This window comes from Enterocloster bolteae (genome assembly GCF_002234575.2).
GTDB classification, from domain to species: domain Bacteria; phylum Bacillota; class Clostridia; order Lachnospirales; family Lachnospiraceae; genus Enterocloster; species Enterocloster bolteae.
In genome coordinates this window covers 4,366,909-4,386,842 of sequence record NZ_CP022464.2, presented here as the reverse complement: position 1 = coordinate 4,386,842, position 19,934 = coordinate 4,366,909, and the positions used below count along the sequence as shown (strand labels likewise).

Genomic DNA, 19,934 nt, shown 5'->3' with positions numbered 1-19,934 from the left:
AAATAAGGGTTTGCATTAACTGTAAAAATGGAGAAATTGCCATGAGGGCTTATTTTTACCAGTGCGGCATATGGACCGGAACAGACAGCCTGTGGCATGGCCTGGGGCTTAATGGACGGATAAAGCAGGCACGGTCCGGGAAAGGACCGGGCCCTTTTGTGGTATCTCTTGCAGGAGCGGGCGGCAAGACATCCACTATCCGCAGACTGGCCTGGGAGGCTGTGGGACGGGGACTTAAGGTCCTGGTGGTTACCACGACCCATATGGCCCGCCCCGGTGCGTTCGGAGTATTTGACGGCAATGCAGAAGAAATCAGGACCGTTCTGGAACGCCGCAGCCTGGCGGTAGCCGGAAGGCCGGCAGAGAAGGGGAAAATTACATTTACAGGCTGGGAATTATATAAAGAAGCCTGTTCCCTGGCGGATTTGGTGCTGGTGGAGGCCGACGGCTCCAGACGCCTGCCTTTGAAGGTGCCGAGGGCCGGAGAGCCGGTGATACCGGACAATACAGATATGATTTTATGTCTCAATGGCCTGACATCCCTTGGAAAGCGGGCTGAGGAATGCTGCCTGAGGATTGAGGAGGCCGGGGCTCTGATGAAACGATATGGCCGGAAGATGTATGAGGATAGCCGGGAGCAGCGGGGCAGCGGGACAGATGCATTGGAGCTGAACGCAAAGCATAAGACAGACTGGATCATACAAAAAGAAGATATGATGACACTGATGAAGCATGGATATCTGCTGCCTCTGCGGGCAGCCCATCCGGGAACCGAGGTCCTGCCTGTATTCAACCAGGCCGACACCCCGCAGGAAGCAGCGCTGGCCGGAGAAATGCTGGATTGCATGGGAGAGACATCAGGGATTGCATGCGGACATCTTGACAGGGACGGCTCCGCCCGGTTATTTTAAAGGATGGTTAAGGGGAATGAGGATTTCATTTATCTATATGGCTTCCGGATTTGGAAGCCGTTTTGGCTCTAATAAGCTGCTGGTACCCTTTAAAGGAAAAGAACTTTACCGCCATGGTCTTGACTGCATCTGCCAGGCAGCAGGGGAGCTGGAGAAAGAGGGGCACCAGACAGAGGTTCTGGTGGTCAGCCAGTATGAGGCGATTTTAAAGCAGGCTGAGAGCCGGGGACTTCTGGCAGTTCCCAACAGATTCAGCGGTGAGGGAATCACCGCCTCTCTCAGATTAGGGACTTCATCGGCCTCTCCTGAAACAGAGGCCCTTCTGTTTTCAGTGGCCGACCAGCCATATATGAGTACGCCCACCCTGAAAGAATTCATACATGGTTTCCGGCTGTCAGGGAAGGGCATGGGCTGTGTGTGCCATCAGGGAAGGCGGGGGAATCCCGCTGTTTTCAGCAGCTTTTACAGGAAAGAACTTATGGCACTTCGCGGCGACAGGGGAGGAAGCGTAATCATGAAGGCGCACCCCGGGGATGTGTGGACCATGGAGGTGCCGGAGGAAGAACTTAAGGACATTGACCGAACAGAGGATTTGGGCGCGGTATAGACATTGCCGGCAGCATTTTCCAGGTATATTTGGTGCGGCCGGGTCAAAACAGACAGAATGTATGGAAATGTGGTGGGAGTATGAAACAGTCGGATAATCAAATGGACAAACAATCGGACAATCAGAAGAAAAACGATTTTTCCAGGGGCAGTGTGGTGGGAAATATCATGAAGCTGGCGGTTCCCATGACCCTGGCGCAGCTCATCAATGTGCTGTATAATATTGTGGACCGCATTTATATAGGAATGATACCGGAGAACGCCACCCTTTCCCTCACCGGGCTGGGTCTCTGCCTGCCCATCATATCCATTGTGATTGCCTTTGCCAACCTTTTCGGCATGGGCGGCGCTCCCTTGTGCTCTATTGAAAGGGGAAGGGGAAATGAGAAAGAGGCGGAGGCCATCATGGGCAATTCCTTTGTGATGATGGTGGCAGTGGGAATCCTGCTGACGGTCCTGGGCCTGATGTTCAAGCGGCCCATGCTGTATCTCTTTGGCGCCAGCGACGCCACCATACCCTACGCAGACGCTTATGTGACGATCTATCTCATGGGCAATATCTTTGTCATGACAGGCCTGGGCATGAACAGCTTTATCAATTCCCAGGGCTTTGGGACCGTGGGTATGATGACCGTGCTTTTGGGGGCGGTCACCAATATTGTACTGGATCCTGTTTTTATCTTTGTTTTCCACATGGGGGTAAGGGGCGCTGCCCTGGCCACCATTCTTTCACAGATGCTGTCGGCCCTATGGATTCTGGCCTTCCTCACAGGCAGGCGCACCATACTGAAGCTGCGGCCTTCGGCCATGAAGCTGGACGCCGGCCGGCTGCTTCGCATCGTGGGCCTGGGAATGTCCGGATTTACCATGTCCATCACAAACAGTCTTGTACAGATCATGTATAATTCCATGCTCCAGAAATTCGGCGGCGACCTCTATGTGGGAATCATGACCGTAATCAACTCGGTCAGGGAGGTTATTTCCATGCCGGTAAACGGCCTGACCAACAGTGCCCAGCCTGTGCTGGGGTATAACTACGGAGCCAGGGAGTATAAAAGGGTACAGAAGGCCATTGTATTCATGTCCGTGGTCTGTATCCTGTATACAGTTGTGGCATGGGGATTCGTGGACTGGTTTCCGGCGTTCTTTATCCGCATCTTCAACCGGGAGGGAGACATGGTGGAGGCGGGAATTCCGGCTATACGCATGTATTTCTTTGGATTTTTCATGATGTCCCTTCAGTTTGCGGGCCAGTCCGTGTTCGTGGGACTGGGAAAATCCAGAAACGCGGTATTTTTTTCCATTTTCCGCAAGGTTATCATTGTCATACCCCTTATCATCATACTGCCCACTGTATTCGGAATGGGAACCCAGGGCATACTGATGGCAGAGCCCATATCCAACTTTATCGGAGGCGCCGCCTGCTTCGGGACCATGCTGCTCACTGTGTGGCCTGAGCTGAAACGAGGCGGAGAAAAGAACCACAGCTAAAGGAGAAAGAACCAATGAAAAGACCATGTATGAAGGCCGCGGTTATACTGGGGGCGGCAGCGTTCCTGTTTACATCCGGGTTTGCCAGGGCAGAGGACCATGCTGCGGGGACAGCAGGTTACCTCAAATCAGCCACCTATTATTCCGATGACTGGGTCATCAATTTCTGGAACAGCGAGAGTGGCAATATGGACCAGGAGCTGGCCCGCATTGCCCAGGACGGCTTTAACAATATTATCCTGGTGGTGCCCTGGAGGGAATTCCAGCCCGGCATGACCCCCTGTACATACAACCAATATGCCTGGGACAAGCTGGACCGTGTTATGGATGCAGCTGCCGCCCAGGGACTGAGTGTGATGCTGAGGGTGGGATATACCTGGGATTACTGCGGGGGCGGCAATGTGATGGACCGGTACCAGGGGCTGATGCAGGAGGGGACAGAGCGGTCTGCCTGGCTGGAATATGTGGGCCGTCTGTACCAGGCGGCATCCTCCCATGAGAATTTCTGCGGAGGGTTCCTGACATGGGAGGACTTCTGGAACTTTACGGATTCCAGCGCGTCCCTGGGAAACGGGGTAAAGGGGCGCAGCATGGCCAAAGCCTTCGGATATGTGGATTACGCCATGGAAAATTATGAGCTGGAGGAATTGGAGGAAATGTACGGCCATGAGCTGGCCAGTTATGACGACCTGTATTTTCCGGCCAGGGATTCCCAGGCCAGAAGTGTATTTTATGGGTTTTACGACCAGTTTTTAAATGAACTTCTGGCTGACAGCCAGACGGTGTTTCCCGGTCTGTCCATGGAAGTGCGCCTGGATGTGGACCCGGTGGAGCACAAGGACGGAAGCCAGGAGGGCTTTATGCATTCCTCCACCTTCCCCAGCGGCAGCGCCGCCTATACCAGCGCAATGTACGGCATTCCCATGGGCTTTATGAATGAGCATGAGCGCGTGACGGCAGCGGAAGCACTGGAAAAGATTCCCGTGTTCCTGAACCGGCTTCATGTGTACAGCGGAGGCAAGCCTGTGTATCTGGACCAGTTCCTGTTTACGGACAATACAGTTGGATACGAGCACAATGCCCAGCTGCGGGATGATGAGAAATCATTGTACCTGGATGGCGTTGCTCCCATTCTTAAAAATTCCACCATGGGGTACGGCATCTGGACCTACCGGGATTATGGGGATAATAAGCTGTTCAATGCCCAGTTTGCACTCGGTATGGACGGATGGCGTTTTTCCGGAGGAAGCTACATTGCGGAGGATGAGACCGGAAAATCCGCAATGATTCCGTCGGGCGGAAATATATACCAGAACCTGGGCGGCCGGATGACCGGCAACACAGGCAAGGATACCTATGTGAAGCTGAGGACAGGGGCAGAGGAAAAATGCAGGCTGACCATACGCATGGGATCCCAGACAAGGACCGTGGACGTGAAGGAGGAGCGGAAGGTAGAGCTTAAATTCAGCAACTGCCAGCCTTCTGATGTTACCATCAGCGTAAGCGGCGGCAAAGGCGCCTATGTGGACGATATCCAGGTATATACCTTTGTGACCAGAGGAGAGCTTTATAACATGGACGGCAGTGAAGGAAAATGCATTGAAGCCCTGCGGCTTATGAATCAAAAATTATAATCCGTACATACTATCCTTGTCATTTGGTAAACATGAAGACCAGGAGAAGGAGGTAAGGACTATGACCAAGCTGGAATGTAGTGTAAAGAACTGCCTGCACAACGCTGACAACTGCTGCTGTAAGGCGGCCATTGCGGTGGATGGCAACAAGGCTAAGACGGCGGAGCAGACCTGCTGTGCAAGCTTTGACGAGAACAAGGGAGGCAAGTTCACCAACCTGTTCAAGACCCCTGAGACAAGGCTGGAGATTGCCTGCGACGCAGTAAAATGTGTCTACAATGAGGAGCACCGCTGCAGCGCTGAGCGCATTGATATAAGCGGTGACGGTGCCTGCGAGTGCACGGAGACCAGGTGCAGTACCTTTAAGGCCAGATAGATTCAGAATCAGGACAGGATGGGCGGGGACGTCTTACGGGGAACCGGAAGGCGTCCCCGCCCTTTTGCCGAAGACTGTAGAAGGGGTTATAAAGGTTTAGAAGAAAAGCATTATAAGAAATCATAAGAAAAGTTTTAAAATTAAAGTTGACAAATACGATCAAATGTAGTAAATTAATATAAGTTGTGAGAACGACTGACAGGAAAGCAGGTATCCGCCTCACCCTGGCACGAACATGTGACCCGGGTTCATAGATGAAACGATGTGCTGTATTATTTCAGGGAGTTTCCGTGTGAGATAGGGCAGCAGATGGTTTTATATGAGGAAGTGGATAGCCAAGCTGTCCGCTTTATTTTTTGCCCTACAGGGAAAGAACGGGGCATGCCGATTCCAGAACAACATGACTTATTTGGAGGTGTACGACTATTAGCGAATTAATGATTAACGAGCAAATCAGAGACAAGGAAGTACGGCTGATTGGCGAGGACGGGGAGCAGTTAGGCATCGTGCCGGGAAAAGAGGCACTGAGGATGGCTCAGGAAGCAGAGCTTGACCTGGTGAAGATTGCACCTACGGCAAAGCCGCCGGTATGTAAGATTATCGACTATGGCAAGTACCGTTATGAACTGGCACGCAAGGAAAAAGAAGCCAAGAAGAAACAGAAGGTAATCGAGATAAAGGAAGTTCGTTTGTCACCCAACATTGACACCAACGACTTGAACACCAAGGTGGGAGCTGCCAGAAAGTTTTTGGAGAAGGGCGACAAAGTGAAGGTGACACTTCGTTTCCGCGGTCGTGAGATGGCCCATATGTTCAAGTCCAAATACATCCTGGATGATTTCGCTGAGAGTTTAAAGGATATCGCAGTTATAGATAAACCCTCCAAAGTTGAAGGAAGAAGCATGGTTATGTTTTTAACTGCAAAACGTTAAAATAGAAAGTTTTAAGGAGGAAATTTACAATGCCAAAGTTAAAAACCAGCAGAGCAGCAGCAAAGCGCTTTAAAAAGACAGGAACCGGTAAGTTAGTCCGCAATAAAGCTTACAAGTCTCACATCTTAACTAAGAAATCCACTAAGAGGAAGAGAAATCTTAGAAAAGATATCGTTACCGATGCTACCAACTCAAAGGTAATGAAGAAGATTTTACCATATCTGTAAGTTTGAATTGTAGAAGGAGGAATTACCGATGGCAAGAATAAAAGGCGGTTTAAATGCAAAGAAGAAACACAATAGAGTCTTAAAGATGGCTAAGGGCTACAGAGGCGCCCGTTCCAAGCAGTACAGGATTGCAAAGCAGTCTGTAATGCGTGCCCTGACCAGCTCCTATGCAGGCAGAAAAGAGAGAAAGAGACAGTTCAGACAGCTGTGGATTGCACGTATCAACGCTGCAGCACGTATCAACGGCCTGTCCTACAGCAAGTTCATGTACGGCTTAAAGTTAGCTGAGGTTGACTTAAACCGTAAGGTTCTGTCTGAAATGGCTATCAATGACGCAGAGGGATTTGCAAAGTTAGCTGAACTGGCTAAGTCCAAGATTGCTTAACTTAGAATTGATATAGGATTACAAGAGGGTATTGCAGGACAAGCTGCAGTGCCCTCTTTTTTGAAACGGACTTTTCGCGGCTGTTTCAAAAAAGGGAGGAGAATGAGTTGAAGAAAGCGCTGATATACGGGATTCTGGCATCCTTTTTCTTTGCGTTTACCTTTATCCTGAACAGAAGCATGAATCTGGCCGGAGGATACTGGATGTGGGCGGCCAGCCTCAGGTATCTGTTTACATTTCCCATATTGTGGATTATGCTGGCAGGGAGCCCCTCGGCGGGCAGGGTGTGGAGCGCCGTAAAAGAGGCGCCTGTCTCATGGCTGGTATGGAGTACGGTGGGTTTCGGACTGTTTTACGCACCTCTTACCTTCGGATCCGTGTTGGGGGAATCCTGGCTGGCAGCGGCTACCTGGCAGCTGACCATAGTGGCTGGCGTGCTTTTGACGCCGTTATTTGGAAAAAGAATACCAATCCGGAACCTGGGGTGGTCTGTTCTCGTACTGGCAGGCGTATTTATGATGCAGGTGCCTCATCTGAAGCGGATGGAGGTGAGGACTGTGCTCTTTACGCTGGCACCCATACTGGTGGCGGCATTTTCCTATCCCCTGGGAAACCGCAAAATGATGGCGCTTTGTCCGGCAGGCATGACCACCCTGGAACGGGTTTACGGCATGACACTGTGCAGCATGCCCTTTTGGATTTTCATGTCTGGCTGGGCCTGGGTAAAAGCTGGGCCGGCAGGCCGCGGACAGGTATTCCAGTCCCTGTGCGTGGCTCTGTTTTCAGGTGTTATTGCAACGATCCTGTTCTTTAAGGCCACGGACCTGGTAAAAGAGAATCCGCGTCATCTGGCAGTGATAGAGGCTACCCAGTGCGGTGAGGTGGTATTTACCCTGCTGGGAGGAATCCTGCTGCTAAAGGACAGAGTTCCGGAGCCGGCGGGACTGGCCGGAATTGCGGTGATTGTGGCCGGCATGGTGGGAAACAGTCTGTCCGCGGGGAAACAGTGCGGTGAAAGCGCGGTATACCCGGCGGATTCCCGGCAGTAAATAAGGGAAAAAGCATCCTCCAAGCGTTATAATAACCAAAGGAGGTTGTGGGCAATGATTAAGGATGCATATGTACAATACCAGTCGCGGAAAGCGGCAAAGGACCTGTTTGATGCAATGGAACTGCTGCCGGGGCGGGTGAAGATGGAGCGGGATGTCCACTATATTGACGATAAGACAGCAGCTATGAATCTGCATCTGGTCCTGATGATGGCGGCTCTGGAGGACGGGTTATGGCAGTGAGGCTGTTCATGGAAAGTCAGACCGCAGGAAAGTAAGGGAGAAAAAGAGAGACAATGAAGAAGGCGGATAATAAAGATGAGAAACTGAATAGGAATCTTTCATGGAAAATACTGGATGAGACAACTGTAATTAAGGATTCATGGATTGATATGCGCGCCAGCACCTGCCAGCTGCCGGGCGGCATGGTCATTGCCCCCTTTTATGTCAATCATCTGCCGGATTTTGCGGTGGTAGTGGCGGTAACGCCGGAGCACAGGGTGATAATGGTGCGCCAGTACCGCCACGGTGTGGAGAAGGTGCTTCTGGAGCTTCCGGCGGGATGCATCGAGGCAGGAGAGGATCCAAAGGACGGTGCTGCCAGAGAACTGCTGGAAGAAACCGGATACAAGGCAGGGAGTCTGGAATTCCTCTTCAAAATCGCCCCGAATGCCAGCAACTGCACCAGCTATGCCCAGTGCTACCTGGCCAGGAATGTATTCCCGGCCGCACCCCAGAATCTGGATGAGACAGAGGCCTTGGAGGTAGTGGAGTTGGAGGGGGAGGAAGTGAAGCGTTTGCTGAGGGAAGGCGGGGTAGAGCAGGCCGTACATGTGGCGGCGCTGTACAGGGCGGCTGAGCTGGGAGCATTAGGTTAAATGGGATGACTGTAAACCGTATGGGTGATGCTATGAACAAAAAATGAAACTTTGATTTGATACAGGCGGGCGCCGGATGTGGCCAGGCCCGCCTTTCCATACCTTTAATGCTCTCCTGTTTTATAATCATCTCTTGCCCAGTTGGGAGCATTGATAGGGCCTGCTTTGGCGTTTCCGTTTTTGGCAGCCCCCTGGATTTCGGGAACCTGGGCCTGCTCATTTTTGGGATGGTTCATTTTGTGGTGGTTCTCGGTTCCGTGATTATCAGCGTCGTAAGGGCTGGGCCTTCTCATTCCTGCTTTTGCCATGGTAATACCTCCTGTCCATCGTAGTTTTTGTATGATTGGCGGAAAATATTCGGGAGAAGGTTCCTTTCCGATTTTGCATTTGGTTTTTCCGCCAAATCCACATATTGCCAGCTGTGAATTTGCCTGCGTACCCGATACAGAAACATTAAAAAAACAGTACTGAAACATTACAGATAACGTTGAAAACAACGAAAAAACGTTACTGTCATTATGGCATAGTTAAGGAATCGTTAATAATTATTATTTTGCATTCCCTCCCAATATATGGTACACTGAGTCCTGTATCATATATTGTTTTTACGGGAGTGATTGCGGCGATGCTGGAGATATCAGGAATTTATAAGTCCTATCACAGACAGAATATTTTAGCGGGAGCGGACCTGACAGTGGCTCCGGGAGAATGTGTGGGCATTGTGGGGTATAACGGCTGCGGCAAGACGACTCTTTTGTCCATTCTGGCAGGTGCCCAGAAAGCGGACCGGGGCAGTATCTTATATAATGGCAGGGAGGCGTCGGGCCATCCGCGGGTATTTGCGGAGGAGGCGGCTTATGTGCCCCAGGAGAATCCTCTTATGGAGGAACTGACAGTAAGGGACAACCTGCTATTGTGGTACAGGGGAAGCAGAAAGCAGATGGAATCGGATTTAAAGGACGGAGCAGCTTCCATGCTGGGTGTGGACCGCATGCTGGATCGTACAGCGGGAAAGCTTTCCGGCGGGATGAAGAAGCGGCTCAGCATAGCATGCGCCCTGTCCAACCATGCTCCTGTTCTTATTATGGATGAGCCGGGGGCTGCCCTGGATTTGGAGTGTAAGGAAATTATCCGGAATTATCTCAGGGAATATATGGCTTCGGGCGGGGCTGTTATACTGACGTCCCATGAGCTGGCGGAGCTGGCCTTGTGTACCAGGATGTGCATACTAAAAGGCGGAGTTTTAAGGGAAATCGAATGTGGACTGTCGGCAAAAGAGCTGATTAGCCAATTTCGATAGATTCATAACAAAAGGACAGCCGCAGCAGCATTTAAGGCAGCGGAAGGATCCTTTTACAAGGGAGGAGAGAGAAATATGAAATGTACCAAGTGTGGAGCAGAGCAGGAAGCAGATGTGAAATTCTGTACCCAGTGCGGGGCTCCGATGGAACATGAGGATCAGACACCGGAAAACAACGGCCCGGAGCCGGCAGACAAGGAACCGGCGTCCGGCGCGGAGGCAGTAAAGTCGGAAGAACCGGCATCCGGTGCGGAGGCAGTAAAGACGGAAGAACCGGCATCCGGTGCGGAGACAGTAAAAGCAGAGGAACCGGCGGACGAAGCAGAGGCAGTAAAAGCAGAGGAACCGGCGGCCGAAGCAGAGAATGTAAAAACAGAGGAACCGGCTCCGGCAGCAGTGACTGTGCCGGAAGAGCCCCAGCCAAATAAGAAGTTTATCAAGATATTGGCTGCGGTCATCGCCTTTGCCGCTGTCATTGCCGTTGCAGCGCTGGCCTATGTGAAGATGACCACAAAGGATCCAAAGCAGGTGGTCATTGACGCTTTTGAAAATGTATTCCCGGAAGGACAGGTTTACCCTTCTGAGGAGCTGTTCGGCCTGAAAGACTTTGCTGAGACAGTGAAGACAGCAGACAGCCAGGGCGGCCTGACACTTAAGATGGACAGCTGCTCGGATGCGACAGTCAATGCTTATGCAGGAAGCGGCCTGCGCTTTGAGGCAAAGGATGACAAGACCAACGGCAGGAGCTTCTTCAACATGGGAGTTATCTACAGCGGAATGGACCTTGCCAATCTGAACGCATATTACGGGGATGATACCCTGATGCTTGCGGTTCCGGAGCTGTCCGCCAAGGTGTTTACCGTGGACCTGGGAGAGGGACTGGCAGACCGTATTAAGAATTCGCCTACCGTGGGACCTCTGCTGGAGCAGAACGGCGTGGATGTGGAAGGCATGGCTGTTTATTTCACAGAGCTGATGGACGAGGCTGAAAAAGCACAGACAGAAGGCAGACAGCCCTTTGACGTGGAGGCGCTGATTAACCGTTATAAAGAAGGATGCAAGGCCCAGGAGAATTTCAAGGCTGCCCTGACAGTTGAAAAGGCCGCTAAGGGAACCTACACCATAGACGGCGCCCAGGTAAGCTGCAAGGGATATAATGTGACTGTCAGCAAGGATTCCATGATTGAATTCCTTCGTCAGTCCTCTGATTTCTTCCTTCAGGACGAGACCCTGAAAGCAGATTTTATGCGTCAGCTGGAGACCACCGTTAAGATGAGCGAGCTTATGGGCGGAACCATGTCAGGGACCGGAACCATGTCCGCGGAGGAGATGCAGCAGCAGTCCTACGAGGAGGCAAAGAAAATGGTGGACCAGATGATAGAATATCTGGACAAGGCGCTGACTGATGTAAACATGACGGTTTATGTGGATAAGAAGGGACGCCTGGCAGCAGTGGAAGGCTCCACCAATCTCTATGTTGAGGATACAGATGTTTCTGAAGAGGGATATATTGCACTGACCTTTAGCTGCCAGCTTCAGGGCGGCGCCTATCTGACTCAGAATGCCCTGGCCAGCATTACGCTGGAGGATGCCACGGATACGGTGAGCATTGATATGGTGAAGCAGGGAAGCTACGATAAAAGCGTGCTGACCAGCGACCTTTCCCTGGATTTGACTGTTCCCGGTGATGAGACCTATAACTTTACATACACCAGTACATATGATTCCAAGGACGGAAGCTACCACCTGTCAGGCGAGGTAGGAGGAAATGGCTCACAGCTTGTGAAGATTTCCGCTGAAGGCGCAGTGGACCAGCTGGAAAAGGGAAAATCCGTCCATGTGAACATTGATTCTCTGGAGACATCCATTATGGATGATTCCGTGAATGTGGTTCTCAGCGGTGAATACTACTATCAGCCGCTGGAAGGCGAAATCAGTCCTTTAGAGGGCGAGACCATGGATGTGCTGTCTGCCACGGAAGAGGATTGGACCAATGTAGGGATGGAAATGCTGTTTGGCGTCATGGGATTAGGCAGCCAGATGGGAGTATCCATGTATTAATAAGATAAAAGGAATGGGAAGATATGTCTGCACGTCTGGTTTATCTCAGGCTTGAGTTGAAACGAGCATGTAAAAAGCTTCCCCACATCTTTGCAGGGGCAATCGTGCTGTTACTTTTAGCGGGTACGATTGCCCTTTTGTCAGCCAGGATGCTGTATGGGGAAACATCGGCAGGGAGGATTACCGTAGGGGTAGTGCTTCCTGAAGGAGATGCTGTGGCGAAGAAGGCACTGGCCATGGTCAGTTCGCTGGAAAGCGTCAAGAGCATCTGCGATTTTGAATATATGAATAAAGAAGAATGCCTGGATAAGCTGAAAGCAGGAAAACTGTACGCAGTGATGGAGGTGCCGGAGGGATTTGTGCAGGATATTATGAATGGAACCAATACCCCGGTGAAAATTCTGCTGCCAAAAGGAGCGGGTCTGGAAAGCCGCATTTTCAAAGAACTGACTGATGCAGGCGCATCTACTCTGGGAGCCAGCCAGGCGGGAATCTACGCGGGGGACGAACTGCTGTACCTTTACGGCATGGCGGATTCGGTGAGCAGCCTGGAGGCGGACCTGAACCGGATTTATATGGGTTACAGCCTGCCGCGCATGGATTACTTTAAGAATGTAAGAGTCAGTGCCACAGGGGACGTGGATACGATTCACTTTTACGGCATCAGCACAGCTGTACTGTTTCTGCTTCTCTGTGCCATTCCCGTATCAGCCTATCTTGCCTCCGGCTCTGCGTCCATGAAGGGCCAGCTGGCCCTTATAGGAGTGGGGAAGGGGACTCTGGTTGCAGCCAGGATTTTAGGGGTGGGGATGCTGTTTCTGTCGGTGGCCCTGTGTACGGCTCTGGGAGCGTCTTTTGCGGGGCTGATAGAATTCAGCCTGCCCGGGCTGGCAGCCCTGGTGATGGTCTGCCTGGGGGCCGCGTCCCTGGTGGTGTTCCTCTACCAGGCGGCCGGAAGCCTGATGGGCGGTGTCATGCTGCTGTTTCTGGCGGTGACTGCCATGCACTTTTTGTCCGGGGGATTTCTTCCCCTGGTATTCCTGCCCACCACCTTCCGGGCTGCAGCGCCGTTTCTGCCCACCTATGTGCTGATGGAGGGGATGAAGCTGGTGGTCACATCTTCTTTTAGCCTGGCAGTATTTATAAAGCTGGCAGTCCTGGCCATGGCCGGGTTTCTGCTCAGCGTGGGAGCGGAGGTGGTCAGGGAATGAAACGGGTCGCTATGTGGTTTTTTCTGTCATGCAAGCGATATATGAGAAAATGGTCCTTTCTTTTCATCCTCCTGCTCCTTCCTGCCGGGGTGCTGGCAGCCGGCCAGGCCCAGAAAAAGGGAAGCCAGGACATAAGTATAGCCATCAGTGTGGAAGAGAGCGGGGAGAACTCCCTGGGTGATGCCCTGGCGGACAGCCTTGTGAACCGGCCGAGAGGAGAGGATGCGGGAATGTTCCGTTTCTATCTGTGCCGTGACGAGGAAGAGGTAAAGGCAGAAGTGGCGTCCCGGCGGGCGGAATGCGGTTATGTGATATATGCCGGACTGGAGGAGAAACTGGATACCAAATCCTATAAGCGTTCTATCGGCGTATATTCGGCGCCGTCCACCGTGGCTTCGTCTCTCTCCACGGAGACCGTGTTTGCAGCCCTTATGAAGATATACGATGGGAAATTGCTGGCGGATTATGTGGCTGAAAATGAACTGTTTGACCCTCTGGGAGCACCAGGCGGCGAAGCCAGAGAGGAAGCAGCCGTACAGGCAAAGGAGCTTTACACAAAATGGCTGGAGAGTGGTTCCACCTTCCGGTTTGAATACCAGTTTCAGGGCAGGGATGGAGAGGAAATAGATGTTGCCAGCAGCCGGACAGATGTCTTTCCGGTGAGGGGCCTGGTGGCTGTTTACGTGTTCATTACCGGGCTATATGGAGCTGTGGTCATGTGCGGCGATGAGGAGAGGGGATTATTTCTTCCCCTTTCATACGGATACAGGATACCCTGCCGCGTGGCTTCCATGGCGGCTCCTGCCGTCATGGTCAGCATATCAGGGCTTCTGGCCTTGTGGGCGGGCGGCGTGATGACATCCTTTCCAAGAGAGGCTGCGGCCATGGCCGGTTACTGCTGTGTTGTCATAGCATCGGCCTGGATTCTGCGCCTGGTGTGCCGCAGGCCCCAGGTTCTCTGCTGCATCATACCCTTCCTGGTTATCGGAAGCCTTGTGTTCTGTCCTGTTTTTGTGGATGCAGGGAGGTTCTTTCCGGGACTGGACCAGGTGGGGAGGCTGTTTCCTCCCTGGTATTATCTGCAGATGTTCAGGTGATTTGAGAATTGGATATAGTGACATTGGATATAAAAAGTGATGGATGAAATGGCTGATTGGCAATTTCATCCATCATTTTTTGTATAAAGTTGAATTTTACTATTGACAATTTGGTAAATGAGTGGTAATTTTATTGCATGAAAGTTACTTGCAAGAAAGATAAATACATGCAAGATAATTTCAAATCAATCTTTCACAAACCTAAACAAACTCATTGCAATAAAAGGGGAAAGGAAATAGAATGACTTTATAAACTATGTGAGGGGTGATTTAATGGGCATGAATATGAATTTCGAACAGGTAACACCAACGATTGTACTGGATATCAGATCTAAAATGCAAGATTTTAATCCAGCCCAGAAGGCTGTGGCTAATTATATCCTAAATAATTTCTATGATATGGAAGGTATGCCGATTCGTGACCTGGCGGTAGAGAGTGAAGTGAGTGAAGCAACTGTGTCGCGGTTTGTCAAGGCAATGGGATATGAAAATTACAGAGCGTTCCAGCTTGAAGTTACCAAGAGTAAGGCGGAACGAAGGAAGGGCAGCCTGAAGGGATACGCGGAGGTCACGGAGGAGGACAACGCGCCGGGCATCTGCAGAAAGATATTTGAATCTAATATCCAGGCTCTCCAGGATACGTTGACAGTAATTGATTACGATGCCCTTGAAAGAGCGGCTGACCTGATTGCGAGGGCAAGGCGGCTTTGCATTTTTGCACAAGGACGGTCAAAGGTGACTGCCAACAGTATCCGGCTGAGATTGCATCGTTTGGGGATAGAAGGGACTCTGTATACAGATCCCCATGAACAGGCTATTGCCTCTTCCCTTATGGGACCTGAGGATGTGGCGGTGGGAATCAGTACGTTTGGGCGAAGCAGATCTATATTGGTAAGTATCAGAAGGGCTGCTGCCAGAGGAAGCAGTATCATCGGGGTTACCAGTTACCAGAATACTCCGCTGGAGAAAGAAGCGGATATTCTTCTCAGGACTGTGAATAATGATGAGGCTGATTTTGGATCAGAACCATCCTGCGCGTCTGTTACGCAGATGGTCATGCTGGACTGCCTGTATATGCTGGTTGCAAAACGGATGGAGGGAAAAGCAGAGGAACGGTTTAAAATCACCAGAGATGCGATACAACAGGAGAAGGAGTAACTTTTTAAACCGAGGAATTTTTAGGAGGATGGCAGATGAAAAGAAAGGTATTGGCGGCATTACTTACATTGACGATTGCGGGGGCTTCTCTGGCAGGATGTTCCGGAGGAAAAACAGGGGAGACAACCACGGCGGCTCAGACTCAGGCAGAGACAAAAGCAGAAACAAAGGCAGAGGCGAAGGAAACTGCAAAAGAGTCCATTGCGGAAGTGAAGGAAAATGGAGGTAAGGAGCATTATAAGTTTGGCTTTGCGGCAACAACGATGAACAATCCGTTTTTCCATGCGATTCAGGAAGCCATAGAAGAGGTGGTCGATGAGAACGGGGATGAATTGATTGTCATAGACGCTCAGAATGACGCCCAAAAACAGATTTCCATGGTGGAAGATTTGTTGACCCAGGGAATTGACCTTCTTTTCCTGTGCCCCATTGATTCGGCCAGCATCAAATCTTCCCTTGAACAGTGCGGCAAGGCAGGCGTTCCGGTTGTAAATTTTGACACGGATGTATATGATGTGGACCTTGTCAATACCATAATCGTTTCAGATAACTATTATGCGGGAGAACTGGTTGCGGAAGATATGATGAAGAAGCTTCCTGAGGGTTCTAAAGTCTGTATCCTTACATCACCTAGCGCAGAGGCATGCATCAAGCGCCAGAACGGTTTCAAGGATAAGGCTGACGGATACTTTAAGATTGTTTCAGAGATAGACGGCAAGGGCGATACCGCCACATCCCTGGGAATCGCGGAGGATGTGCTTCAGGGAAATCCGGACTTAGGCGCGTTTTATGCAATCAATGACCCGTCAGCAATCGGGTGTGTCCAGGCTTTAGAATCTCAGAAAAAGACGGATGTTCTTGTATACGGCGTAGATGGCCAGCCCATGGGTAAACAGGCAATTTCTGAGGGAACCATGGAAGCCACAGCAGCCCAGTCTCCCATTAATATCGGTAAAGAGTCAGTGGCAGCGGCCTATAAGATTCTGAGTGGAGAAAGTGTGGAAAAGAATATACTTGTTCCTACGTTTTTGATTGACAAGAATAATGTGACAGAATATGGACTGGATGGCTGGCAGTAATTAGCAAGTGAATACGGAGTCAAACTGGGCTGTCCAATCTGTGAAACACAGGATTGGGCAGCCCGGTTTGTTTGGAGCATCCTTTCAAACTTCCATACGTGGAAAAGGAGGAACCCTTGATGAATCAGGTGTTACTGAAAATGAAGAATATCCGAAAGACGTTCCCTGGCGTACTTGCTTTGGATAACATTGATTTTGAGCTGGAATCGGGTGAAATCCATGGAATGCTGGGAGAAAATGGCGCTGGTAAATCCACTCTGATTAATGTGCTGGGCGGTATCTATATCCCGGACAGGGGTGAAATCATTATAAATGGCCAAAAGACCCAGATTAACGGGGTAAAAGATGCCCAGGAGGCAGGTATAGCGGTTATCCATCAGGAGCTGGTACTGGTTCCTCACATGTCCATTGCGGAAAATGTGTTTTTGGGCAGGGAAATAAAAAGTCCGGCAGGTCTGGTGGATAAGAAGAGGATGGAGCGTGAAAGCGTTGAAATTTTAAAGCGGGTAGGGCTGGAAATTTCTCCGTCCGTACCCGTGCGCAGCCTGAGCGTGGCCCAGCAGCAGATGGTGGAGATAGCCAAAGCATTGTCCCTTAACGCCAGAATCTTGGTGATGGACGAACCGTCTTCCTCGCTGACGGATTCTGAGGTGGAACGCATGTTTGCGATCATGCGGAAGCTGAAACGTGAGGGTGTAGGGATTATTTACATTTCTCATAAAATGAAGGAACTGTTTGAAATTACAGACAGGATAACAGTGATTCGCGACGGATCCTATATCGGCACAATACAGACATCAGAAGCTGATATGGACCAACTGGTCCATATGATGGTAGGGCGGGAGCTGACTAGCTATTACACGCGGACAGAGCATGAAATAGGGGATGTCATGCTTGAATTAAAAGATATAAACCGCAGCGGAGTCCTGAAAAACATTGATTTTTCTGTCAGGGCAGGCGAGATTGTGGGATTTGCCGGCCTGGTGGGAGCCGGACGTTCTGAACTGTTTAAGGCAGTTCTGGGAATTGAGCCCATGGACAGCGGTACGGTTCTGATTGAAGAAAAAAACGCAGGAAGGTTATCACCCAAAAAAGCCCAGGAAATGGGGATGGTGCTGGTGCCTGAAAACAGGAAAAAAGAGGGGCTAGTTCTGATTAACACGGTTGCATTCAACCTTACATTGCCGGTTCTGGACCAATTTGTAAAGGGAATATTTGTAAACAAAAAGAGGCAACTGGAGATTGAAAATACATACATAGACAGCATGAATATCAAAACACCAAGCAGGCTGCAGAAGGTTGGAAACCTGTCCGGTGGAAATCAGCAAAAGGTGGTTATCGGAAAATGGTTGGCGGCAAGGCCTAAGATACTGATTCTGGACGAACCCACCAGAGGGGTGGACGTGGGAGCCAAAGCGGAGATATATAAAATCATTGACCGTTTGGCAGAGCAGGGAATCGCCATTGTCATCATATCTTCTGAAATGGCAGAACTCATCAACATGTGCGACCGGATGGTGGTAATGAATCAGGGAAGCATAGCAGGCGAACTAAAGAAGAGTGAGATGGGATTCTCGCAGGAATCCATTATGAGACTGGCTACAGGAGGAGGCACACTATGAGCGGACAGGAAAAACAAAAGAGGGAGGCAGCATCTATTCCGGTTATAGGTTCAATCTACCGGTACTGCCGGGAAAATATAGGAATCATTATGGGATGTCTTTTGCTGGGAATACTGCTTACATTTGCATCGGAAAACTTTATGAAGGTCAGCAACTGGACTAATGTACTGCGCCAGATATCCACCAATTTTTACCTGTCGGTGGGAATCATGTTGGCTATCATACTGGGGGGAATCGATCTTTCCGTGGGCTCTGTGTTGGCTGTTTCAGGGGTTATCTCAGCCAGCCTGATTACAAACAATGGTATGCCGGTGGGAGCTGCCATCCTTTTAGGTTGTTTGGCGGGAACGGCAATCGGTCTGTTAAACGGTCTGATTATTGCCTTCACGGACATGCCTCCCTTTGTGGTAACCATTGCTACTATGAATATAGGGCGCGGGGTTGCATATCTGTATGCCGACGGAAATCCAATCCGTGTCTCAAACGATACCTTTGAGGCAATTGGCCTGGGATATCTGGGCCCCATTCCTCTGCCTGTCATCTATATGGCTGTCATTCTGGTATTCATGTATTTCCTAATGAACAAGTCAAAGATGGGAAGCCATATCTATGCGGTGGGCGGCAACCGGCAGGCGGCGGTTTATTCTGGAATCAATGTGCGCAAGGTCATTATCTTTGTATATACGCTCAGCGGCCTGGCCGCATCCTGGGCCGGCATTGTGCTTGCCTCTAGAATGGCATCAGGCCAGCCGGCCACAGGCGTGGGATACGAGGCGGATGCGGTTGCGGCAGCCGTGCTGGGTGGAACCAGTATGACAGGAGGCGCCGGAAAAGTCGGGGGAATGGTCCTTGGCGCGCTTCTGATTGGAATGCTGAACAATGGACTTAACCTTCTGGGCGTTAATTCATTTTGGCAGTATGTGGTTAAGGGAACCGTTATTCTTGTTGCGGTCTATATAGATATTTTCAGAAAAAGAAAAGAAAGATTTTAATAAGAAAAGGAGATAATACTATGTTAGTAAGCTTACAGGAAATGCTGCAGGAGGCAGAAAAAAAGAATTTCGCAATTGCATCCATCAACACACCAAACCAGATATCCCTGAGGGCGGTTATACAGGCGGCAGAAGATACAAACATGCCGGTTACCATCAACCATGCTCAGACAGAGGAGGATGTGGTGCCTATTGAAATAGCGGTTCCCCTTATGCTGGAATATGCCAGAAAATCCACAGCGCCTATATCTGTTCACGTGGACCACGGATATGATTTTGACCATTGCATGAAGGCTGTAAGGCTGGGGTGCACCTCTATTATGCATGATAACTCCAGATTCAGCCTCAGGGAAAACGTTGAAAGGACAAGACGATTTGTGGATATTGTTCACCCTCTTGGCATTGGCGTCGAAGCTGAATTAGGCGCCATGCCAAATAATATGCCCAGCGAGGTACACGGCCAGGAAACCAGTGATCTCTCAGATTTGAGCGTCTACTTTACGAACCCGGATGAGGCGGAAATTTTCTGCCGGGAGTCTGGCTGTGATGTCCTCACGGTTTCCTTTGGCACAGTACATGGGATGTATGCAGGGGAGCCTAATCTGGATATCGAACTTGTAAAAAAGATCCGGGCAAAGGCGGGAAATGTTGCTCTGGGAATGCATGGCGGTTCCGGCACTCCTTTTAACCAGATTCAGGCAGCCATTGATGCAGGGATAAGAAAAATTAACTATTTCACAGCAATTGATACCGCACCTGCGCCATATCTTGCAAAGACGATCAGCGAGGCAACCAATCCGGTTAATTTCTGCCACCTGGCAAATCAGGCCATGGAAATTATTTACGAGAAAACCGTAGAGATATTGACTGTATTTAAAAATGAGAAAAAGTTTTAGGAAGTATTAGAGGGTGCTTGCTGTAAGAG

At 50.4% G+C, this 19,934-nt stretch carries 21 protein-coding genes; 20 read left to right on the top strand and 1 reads right to left on the bottom strand.

The genetic code is table 11. The features are described from left to right. Positions 1-41 precede the first annotated feature (41 nt). The 11 genes from yqeC to CGC65_RS20225 all read left to right on the top strand — a co-directional run bounded on the left by yqeC (position 42) and on the right by CGC65_RS20225 (position 8,489). On the top strand, positions 42-911 hold the full coding sequence (gene yqeC / locus CGC65_RS20275) for a selenium cofactor biosynthesis protein YqeC (protein WP_002565222.1): 870 nt from the start codon (positions 42-44) through the stop codon (positions 909-911). A gap of 16 nt (positions 912-927) precedes the next feature. Next, complete coding sequence (locus tag CGC65_RS20270; protein WP_002572233.1) at positions 928-1,518, top strand: nucleotidyltransferase family protein; 591 nt, start codon at positions 928-930, stop codon at positions 1,516-1,518. 80 nt (positions 1,519-1,598) lie between these two features. After that, positions 1,599-3,008, top strand: coding sequence for an MATE family efflux transporter (locus CGC65_RS20265; protein WP_002565220.1), 1,410 nt, complete (start codon positions 1,599-1,601; stop codon positions 3,006-3,008). A 14-nt stretch (positions 3,009-3,022) separates the two neighbouring features. After that, positions 3,023-4,642 (top strand): hypothetical protein, encoded by a 1,620-nt coding sequence (locus CGC65_RS20260; RefSeq protein ID WP_002565219.1) that lies wholly within the window; start codon positions 3,023-3,025, stop codon positions 4,640-4,642. Between the two features lie 61 nt (positions 4,643-4,703). Next, a complete protein-coding gene (locus tag CGC65_RS20255) occupies positions 4,704-5,018 on the top strand; it encodes a DUF1540 domain-containing protein (protein WP_002565218.1) in 315 nt (104 codons plus the stop codon). Positions 5,019-5,455: 437 nt separating this feature from the next. Then, entirely contained in the window at positions 5,456-5,950 is a 495-nt protein-coding gene (infC, locus tag CGC65_RS20250) for a translation initiation factor IF-3 (protein WP_002565217.1), read from the top strand. Between the two features lie 29 nt (positions 5,951-5,979). Then, on the top strand, positions 5,980-6,177 hold the full coding sequence (gene rpmI, locus CGC65_RS20245) for a 50S ribosomal protein L35 (RefSeq protein ID WP_002565216.1): 198 nt from the start codon (positions 5,980-5,982) through the stop codon (positions 6,175-6,177). A gap of 28 nt (positions 6,178-6,205) precedes the next feature. Next, complete coding sequence (gene rplT / locus CGC65_RS20240) at positions 6,206-6,562, top strand: 50S ribosomal protein L20 (protein WP_002565215.1); 357 nt, start codon at positions 6,206-6,208, stop codon at positions 6,560-6,562. 107 nt (positions 6,563-6,669) lie between these two features. After that, the gene (locus CGC65_RS20235; protein WP_002565214.1) at positions 6,670-7,611 is read left to right on the top strand and encodes a DMT family transporter; all 942 of its coding nucleotides are present in this window, start codon (positions 6,670-6,672) and stop codon (positions 7,609-7,611) included. 54 nt (positions 7,612-7,665) lie between these two features. Then, complete coding sequence (locus tag CGC65_RS20230; protein ID WP_002565213.1) at positions 7,666-7,854, top strand: hypothetical protein; 189 nt, start codon at positions 7,666-7,668, stop codon at positions 7,852-7,854. A gap of 53 nt (positions 7,855-7,907) precedes the next feature. Further along, positions 7,908-8,489: an NUDIX hydrolase gene (locus tag CGC65_RS20225; RefSeq protein WP_002565212.1), complete on the top strand. Its 582-nt coding sequence runs from the start codon at positions 7,908-7,910 to the stop codon at positions 8,487-8,489. 104 nt (positions 8,490-8,593) lie between these two features. Here the strand turns inward: CGC65_RS20225 and CGC65_RS20220 are convergent, their stop codons facing one another. Further along, complete coding sequence (locus CGC65_RS20220; RefSeq protein ID WP_002565211.1) at positions 8,594-8,797, bottom strand: hypothetical protein; 204 nt, start codon at positions 8,795-8,797, stop codon at positions 8,594-8,596. A gap of 317 nt (positions 8,798-9,114) precedes the next feature. Here CGC65_RS20220 and CGC65_RS20215 point away from each other — a divergent pair, with 317 nt between their 5' ends. From CGC65_RS20215 to CGC65_RS20175, 9 genes are all read left to right on the top strand, one after another. Continuing rightward, positions 9,115-9,789 (top strand): ABC transporter ATP-binding protein, encoded by a 675-nt coding sequence (locus CGC65_RS20215; RefSeq protein WP_002565210.1) that lies wholly within the window; start codon positions 9,115-9,117, stop codon positions 9,787-9,789. A gap of 75 nt (positions 9,790-9,864) precedes the next feature. Next, a complete protein-coding gene (locus CGC65_RS20210) occupies positions 9,865-11,850 on the top strand; it encodes a zinc ribbon domain-containing protein (RefSeq protein ID WP_002565209.1) in 1,986 nt (661 codons plus the stop codon). Positions 11,851-11,873: 23 nt separating this feature from the next. Next, complete coding sequence (locus CGC65_RS20205; RefSeq protein WP_002565208.1) at positions 11,874-13,061, top strand: ABC transporter permease; 1,188 nt, start codon at positions 11,874-11,876, stop codon at positions 13,059-13,061. Then, positions 13,058-14,158 (top strand): hypothetical protein, encoded by a 1,101-nt coding sequence (locus tag CGC65_RS20200; protein ID WP_002565207.1) that lies wholly within the window; start codon positions 13,058-13,060, stop codon positions 14,156-14,158. The genes CGC65_RS20205 and CGC65_RS20200 overlap by 4 nt, the downstream gene beginning before the upstream one ends. 279 nt (positions 14,159-14,437) lie before the next feature. Beyond that, positions 14,438-15,316, top strand: a complete 879-nt coding sequence (locus tag CGC65_RS20195) for a MurR/RpiR family transcriptional regulator (protein ID WP_235622267.1) — start codon at positions 14,438-14,440, stop codon at positions 15,314-15,316. Between the two features lie 35 nt (positions 15,317-15,351). Beyond that, complete coding sequence (locus CGC65_RS20190; protein WP_002565205.1) at positions 15,352-16,395, top strand: sugar ABC transporter substrate-binding protein; 1,044 nt, start codon at positions 15,352-15,354, stop codon at positions 16,393-16,395. Positions 16,396-16,514: 119 nt separating this feature from the next. After that, complete coding sequence (locus tag CGC65_RS20185) at positions 16,515-18,017, top strand: sugar ABC transporter ATP-binding protein (protein WP_002565204.1); 1,503 nt, start codon at positions 16,515-16,517, stop codon at positions 18,015-18,017. Further along, on the top strand, positions 18,014-19,009 hold the full coding sequence (locus CGC65_RS20180; protein WP_002565203.1) for an ABC transporter permease: 996 nt from the start codon (positions 18,014-18,016) through the stop codon (positions 19,007-19,009). Before CGC65_RS20185 ends, CGC65_RS20180 begins: the two co-directional genes overlap by 4 nt. A 20-nt stretch (positions 19,010-19,029) precedes the next feature. Beyond that, the gene (locus CGC65_RS20175; protein WP_002565202.1) at positions 19,030-19,905 is read left to right on the top strand and encodes a class II fructose-bisphosphate aldolase; all 876 of its coding nucleotides are present in this window, start codon (positions 19,030-19,032) and stop codon (positions 19,903-19,905) included. The last annotated feature ends 29 nt before the right edge of the window (positions 19,906-19,934 follow it).

What these genes read in the sequence shown, in the direction of transcription:
- yqeC (WP_002565222.1), top strand. Translation starts at nt 42, where the DNA reads ATGAGGGCTTATTTTTACCAGTGCGGCATATGGACCGGAACAGACAGC.
- CGC65_RS20270 (WP_002572233.1), top strand. Translation starts at nt 928, where the DNA reads ATGAGGATTTCATTTATCTATATGGCTTCCGGATTTGGAAGCCGTTTT.
- CGC65_RS20265 (WP_002565220.1), top strand. Translation starts at nt 1,599, where the DNA reads ATGAAACAGTCGGATAATCAAATGGACAAACAATCGGACAATCAGAAG.
- CGC65_RS20260 (WP_002565219.1), top strand. Translation starts at nt 3,023, where the DNA reads ATGAAAAGACCATGTATGAAGGCCGCGGTTATACTGGGGGCGGCAGCG.
- CGC65_RS20255 (WP_002565218.1), top strand. Translation starts at nt 4,704, where the DNA reads ATGACCAAGCTGGAATGTAGTGTAAAGAACTGCCTGCACAACGCTGAC.
- infC (WP_002565217.1), top strand. Translation starts at nt 5,456, where the DNA reads ATGATTAACGAGCAAATCAGAGACAAGGAAGTACGGCTGATTGGCGAG.
- rpmI (WP_002565216.1), top strand. Translation starts at nt 5,980, where the DNA reads ATGCCAAAGTTAAAAACCAGCAGAGCAGCAGCAAAGCGCTTTAAAAAG.
- rplT (WP_002565215.1), top strand. Translation starts at nt 6,206, where the DNA reads ATGGCAAGAATAAAAGGCGGTTTAAATGCAAAGAAGAAACACAATAGA.
- CGC65_RS20230 (WP_002565213.1), top strand. Translation starts at nt 7,666, where the DNA reads ATGATTAAGGATGCATATGTACAATACCAGTCGCGGAAAGCGGCAAAG.
- CGC65_RS20225 (WP_002565212.1), top strand. Translation starts at nt 7,908, where the DNA reads ATGAAGAAGGCGGATAATAAAGATGAGAAACTGAATAGGAATCTTTCA.
- CGC65_RS20220 (WP_002565211.1), bottom strand. Translation starts at nt 8,797, where the DNA reads ATGGCAAAAGCAGGAATGAGAAGGCCCAGCCCTTACGACGCTGATAAT.
- CGC65_RS20215 (WP_002565210.1), top strand. Translation starts at nt 9,115, where the DNA reads ATGCTGGAGATATCAGGAATTTATAAGTCCTATCACAGACAGAATATT.
- CGC65_RS20210 (WP_002565209.1), top strand. Translation starts at nt 9,865, where the DNA reads ATGAAATGTACCAAGTGTGGAGCAGAGCAGGAAGCAGATGTGAAATTC.
- CGC65_RS20205 (WP_002565208.1), top strand. Translation starts at nt 11,874, where the DNA reads ATGTCTGCACGTCTGGTTTATCTCAGGCTTGAGTTGAAACGAGCATGT.
- CGC65_RS20200 (WP_002565207.1), top strand. Translation starts at nt 13,058, where the DNA reads ATGAAACGGGTCGCTATGTGGTTTTTTCTGTCATGCAAGCGATATATG.
- CGC65_RS20195 (WP_235622267.1), top strand. Translation starts at nt 14,438, where the DNA reads ATGAATATGAATTTCGAACAGGTAACACCAACGATTGTACTGGATATC.
- CGC65_RS20190 (WP_002565205.1), top strand. Translation starts at nt 15,352, where the DNA reads ATGAAAAGAAAGGTATTGGCGGCATTACTTACATTGACGATTGCGGGG.
- CGC65_RS20185 (WP_002565204.1), top strand. Translation starts at nt 16,515, where the DNA reads ATGAATCAGGTGTTACTGAAAATGAAGAATATCCGAAAGACGTTCCCT.
- CGC65_RS20180 (WP_002565203.1), top strand. Translation starts at nt 18,014, where the DNA reads ATGAGCGGACAGGAAAAACAAAAGAGGGAGGCAGCATCTATTCCGGTT.
- CGC65_RS20175 (WP_002565202.1), top strand. Translation starts at nt 19,030, where the DNA reads ATGTTAGTAAGCTTACAGGAAATGCTGCAGGAGGCAGAAAAAAAGAAT.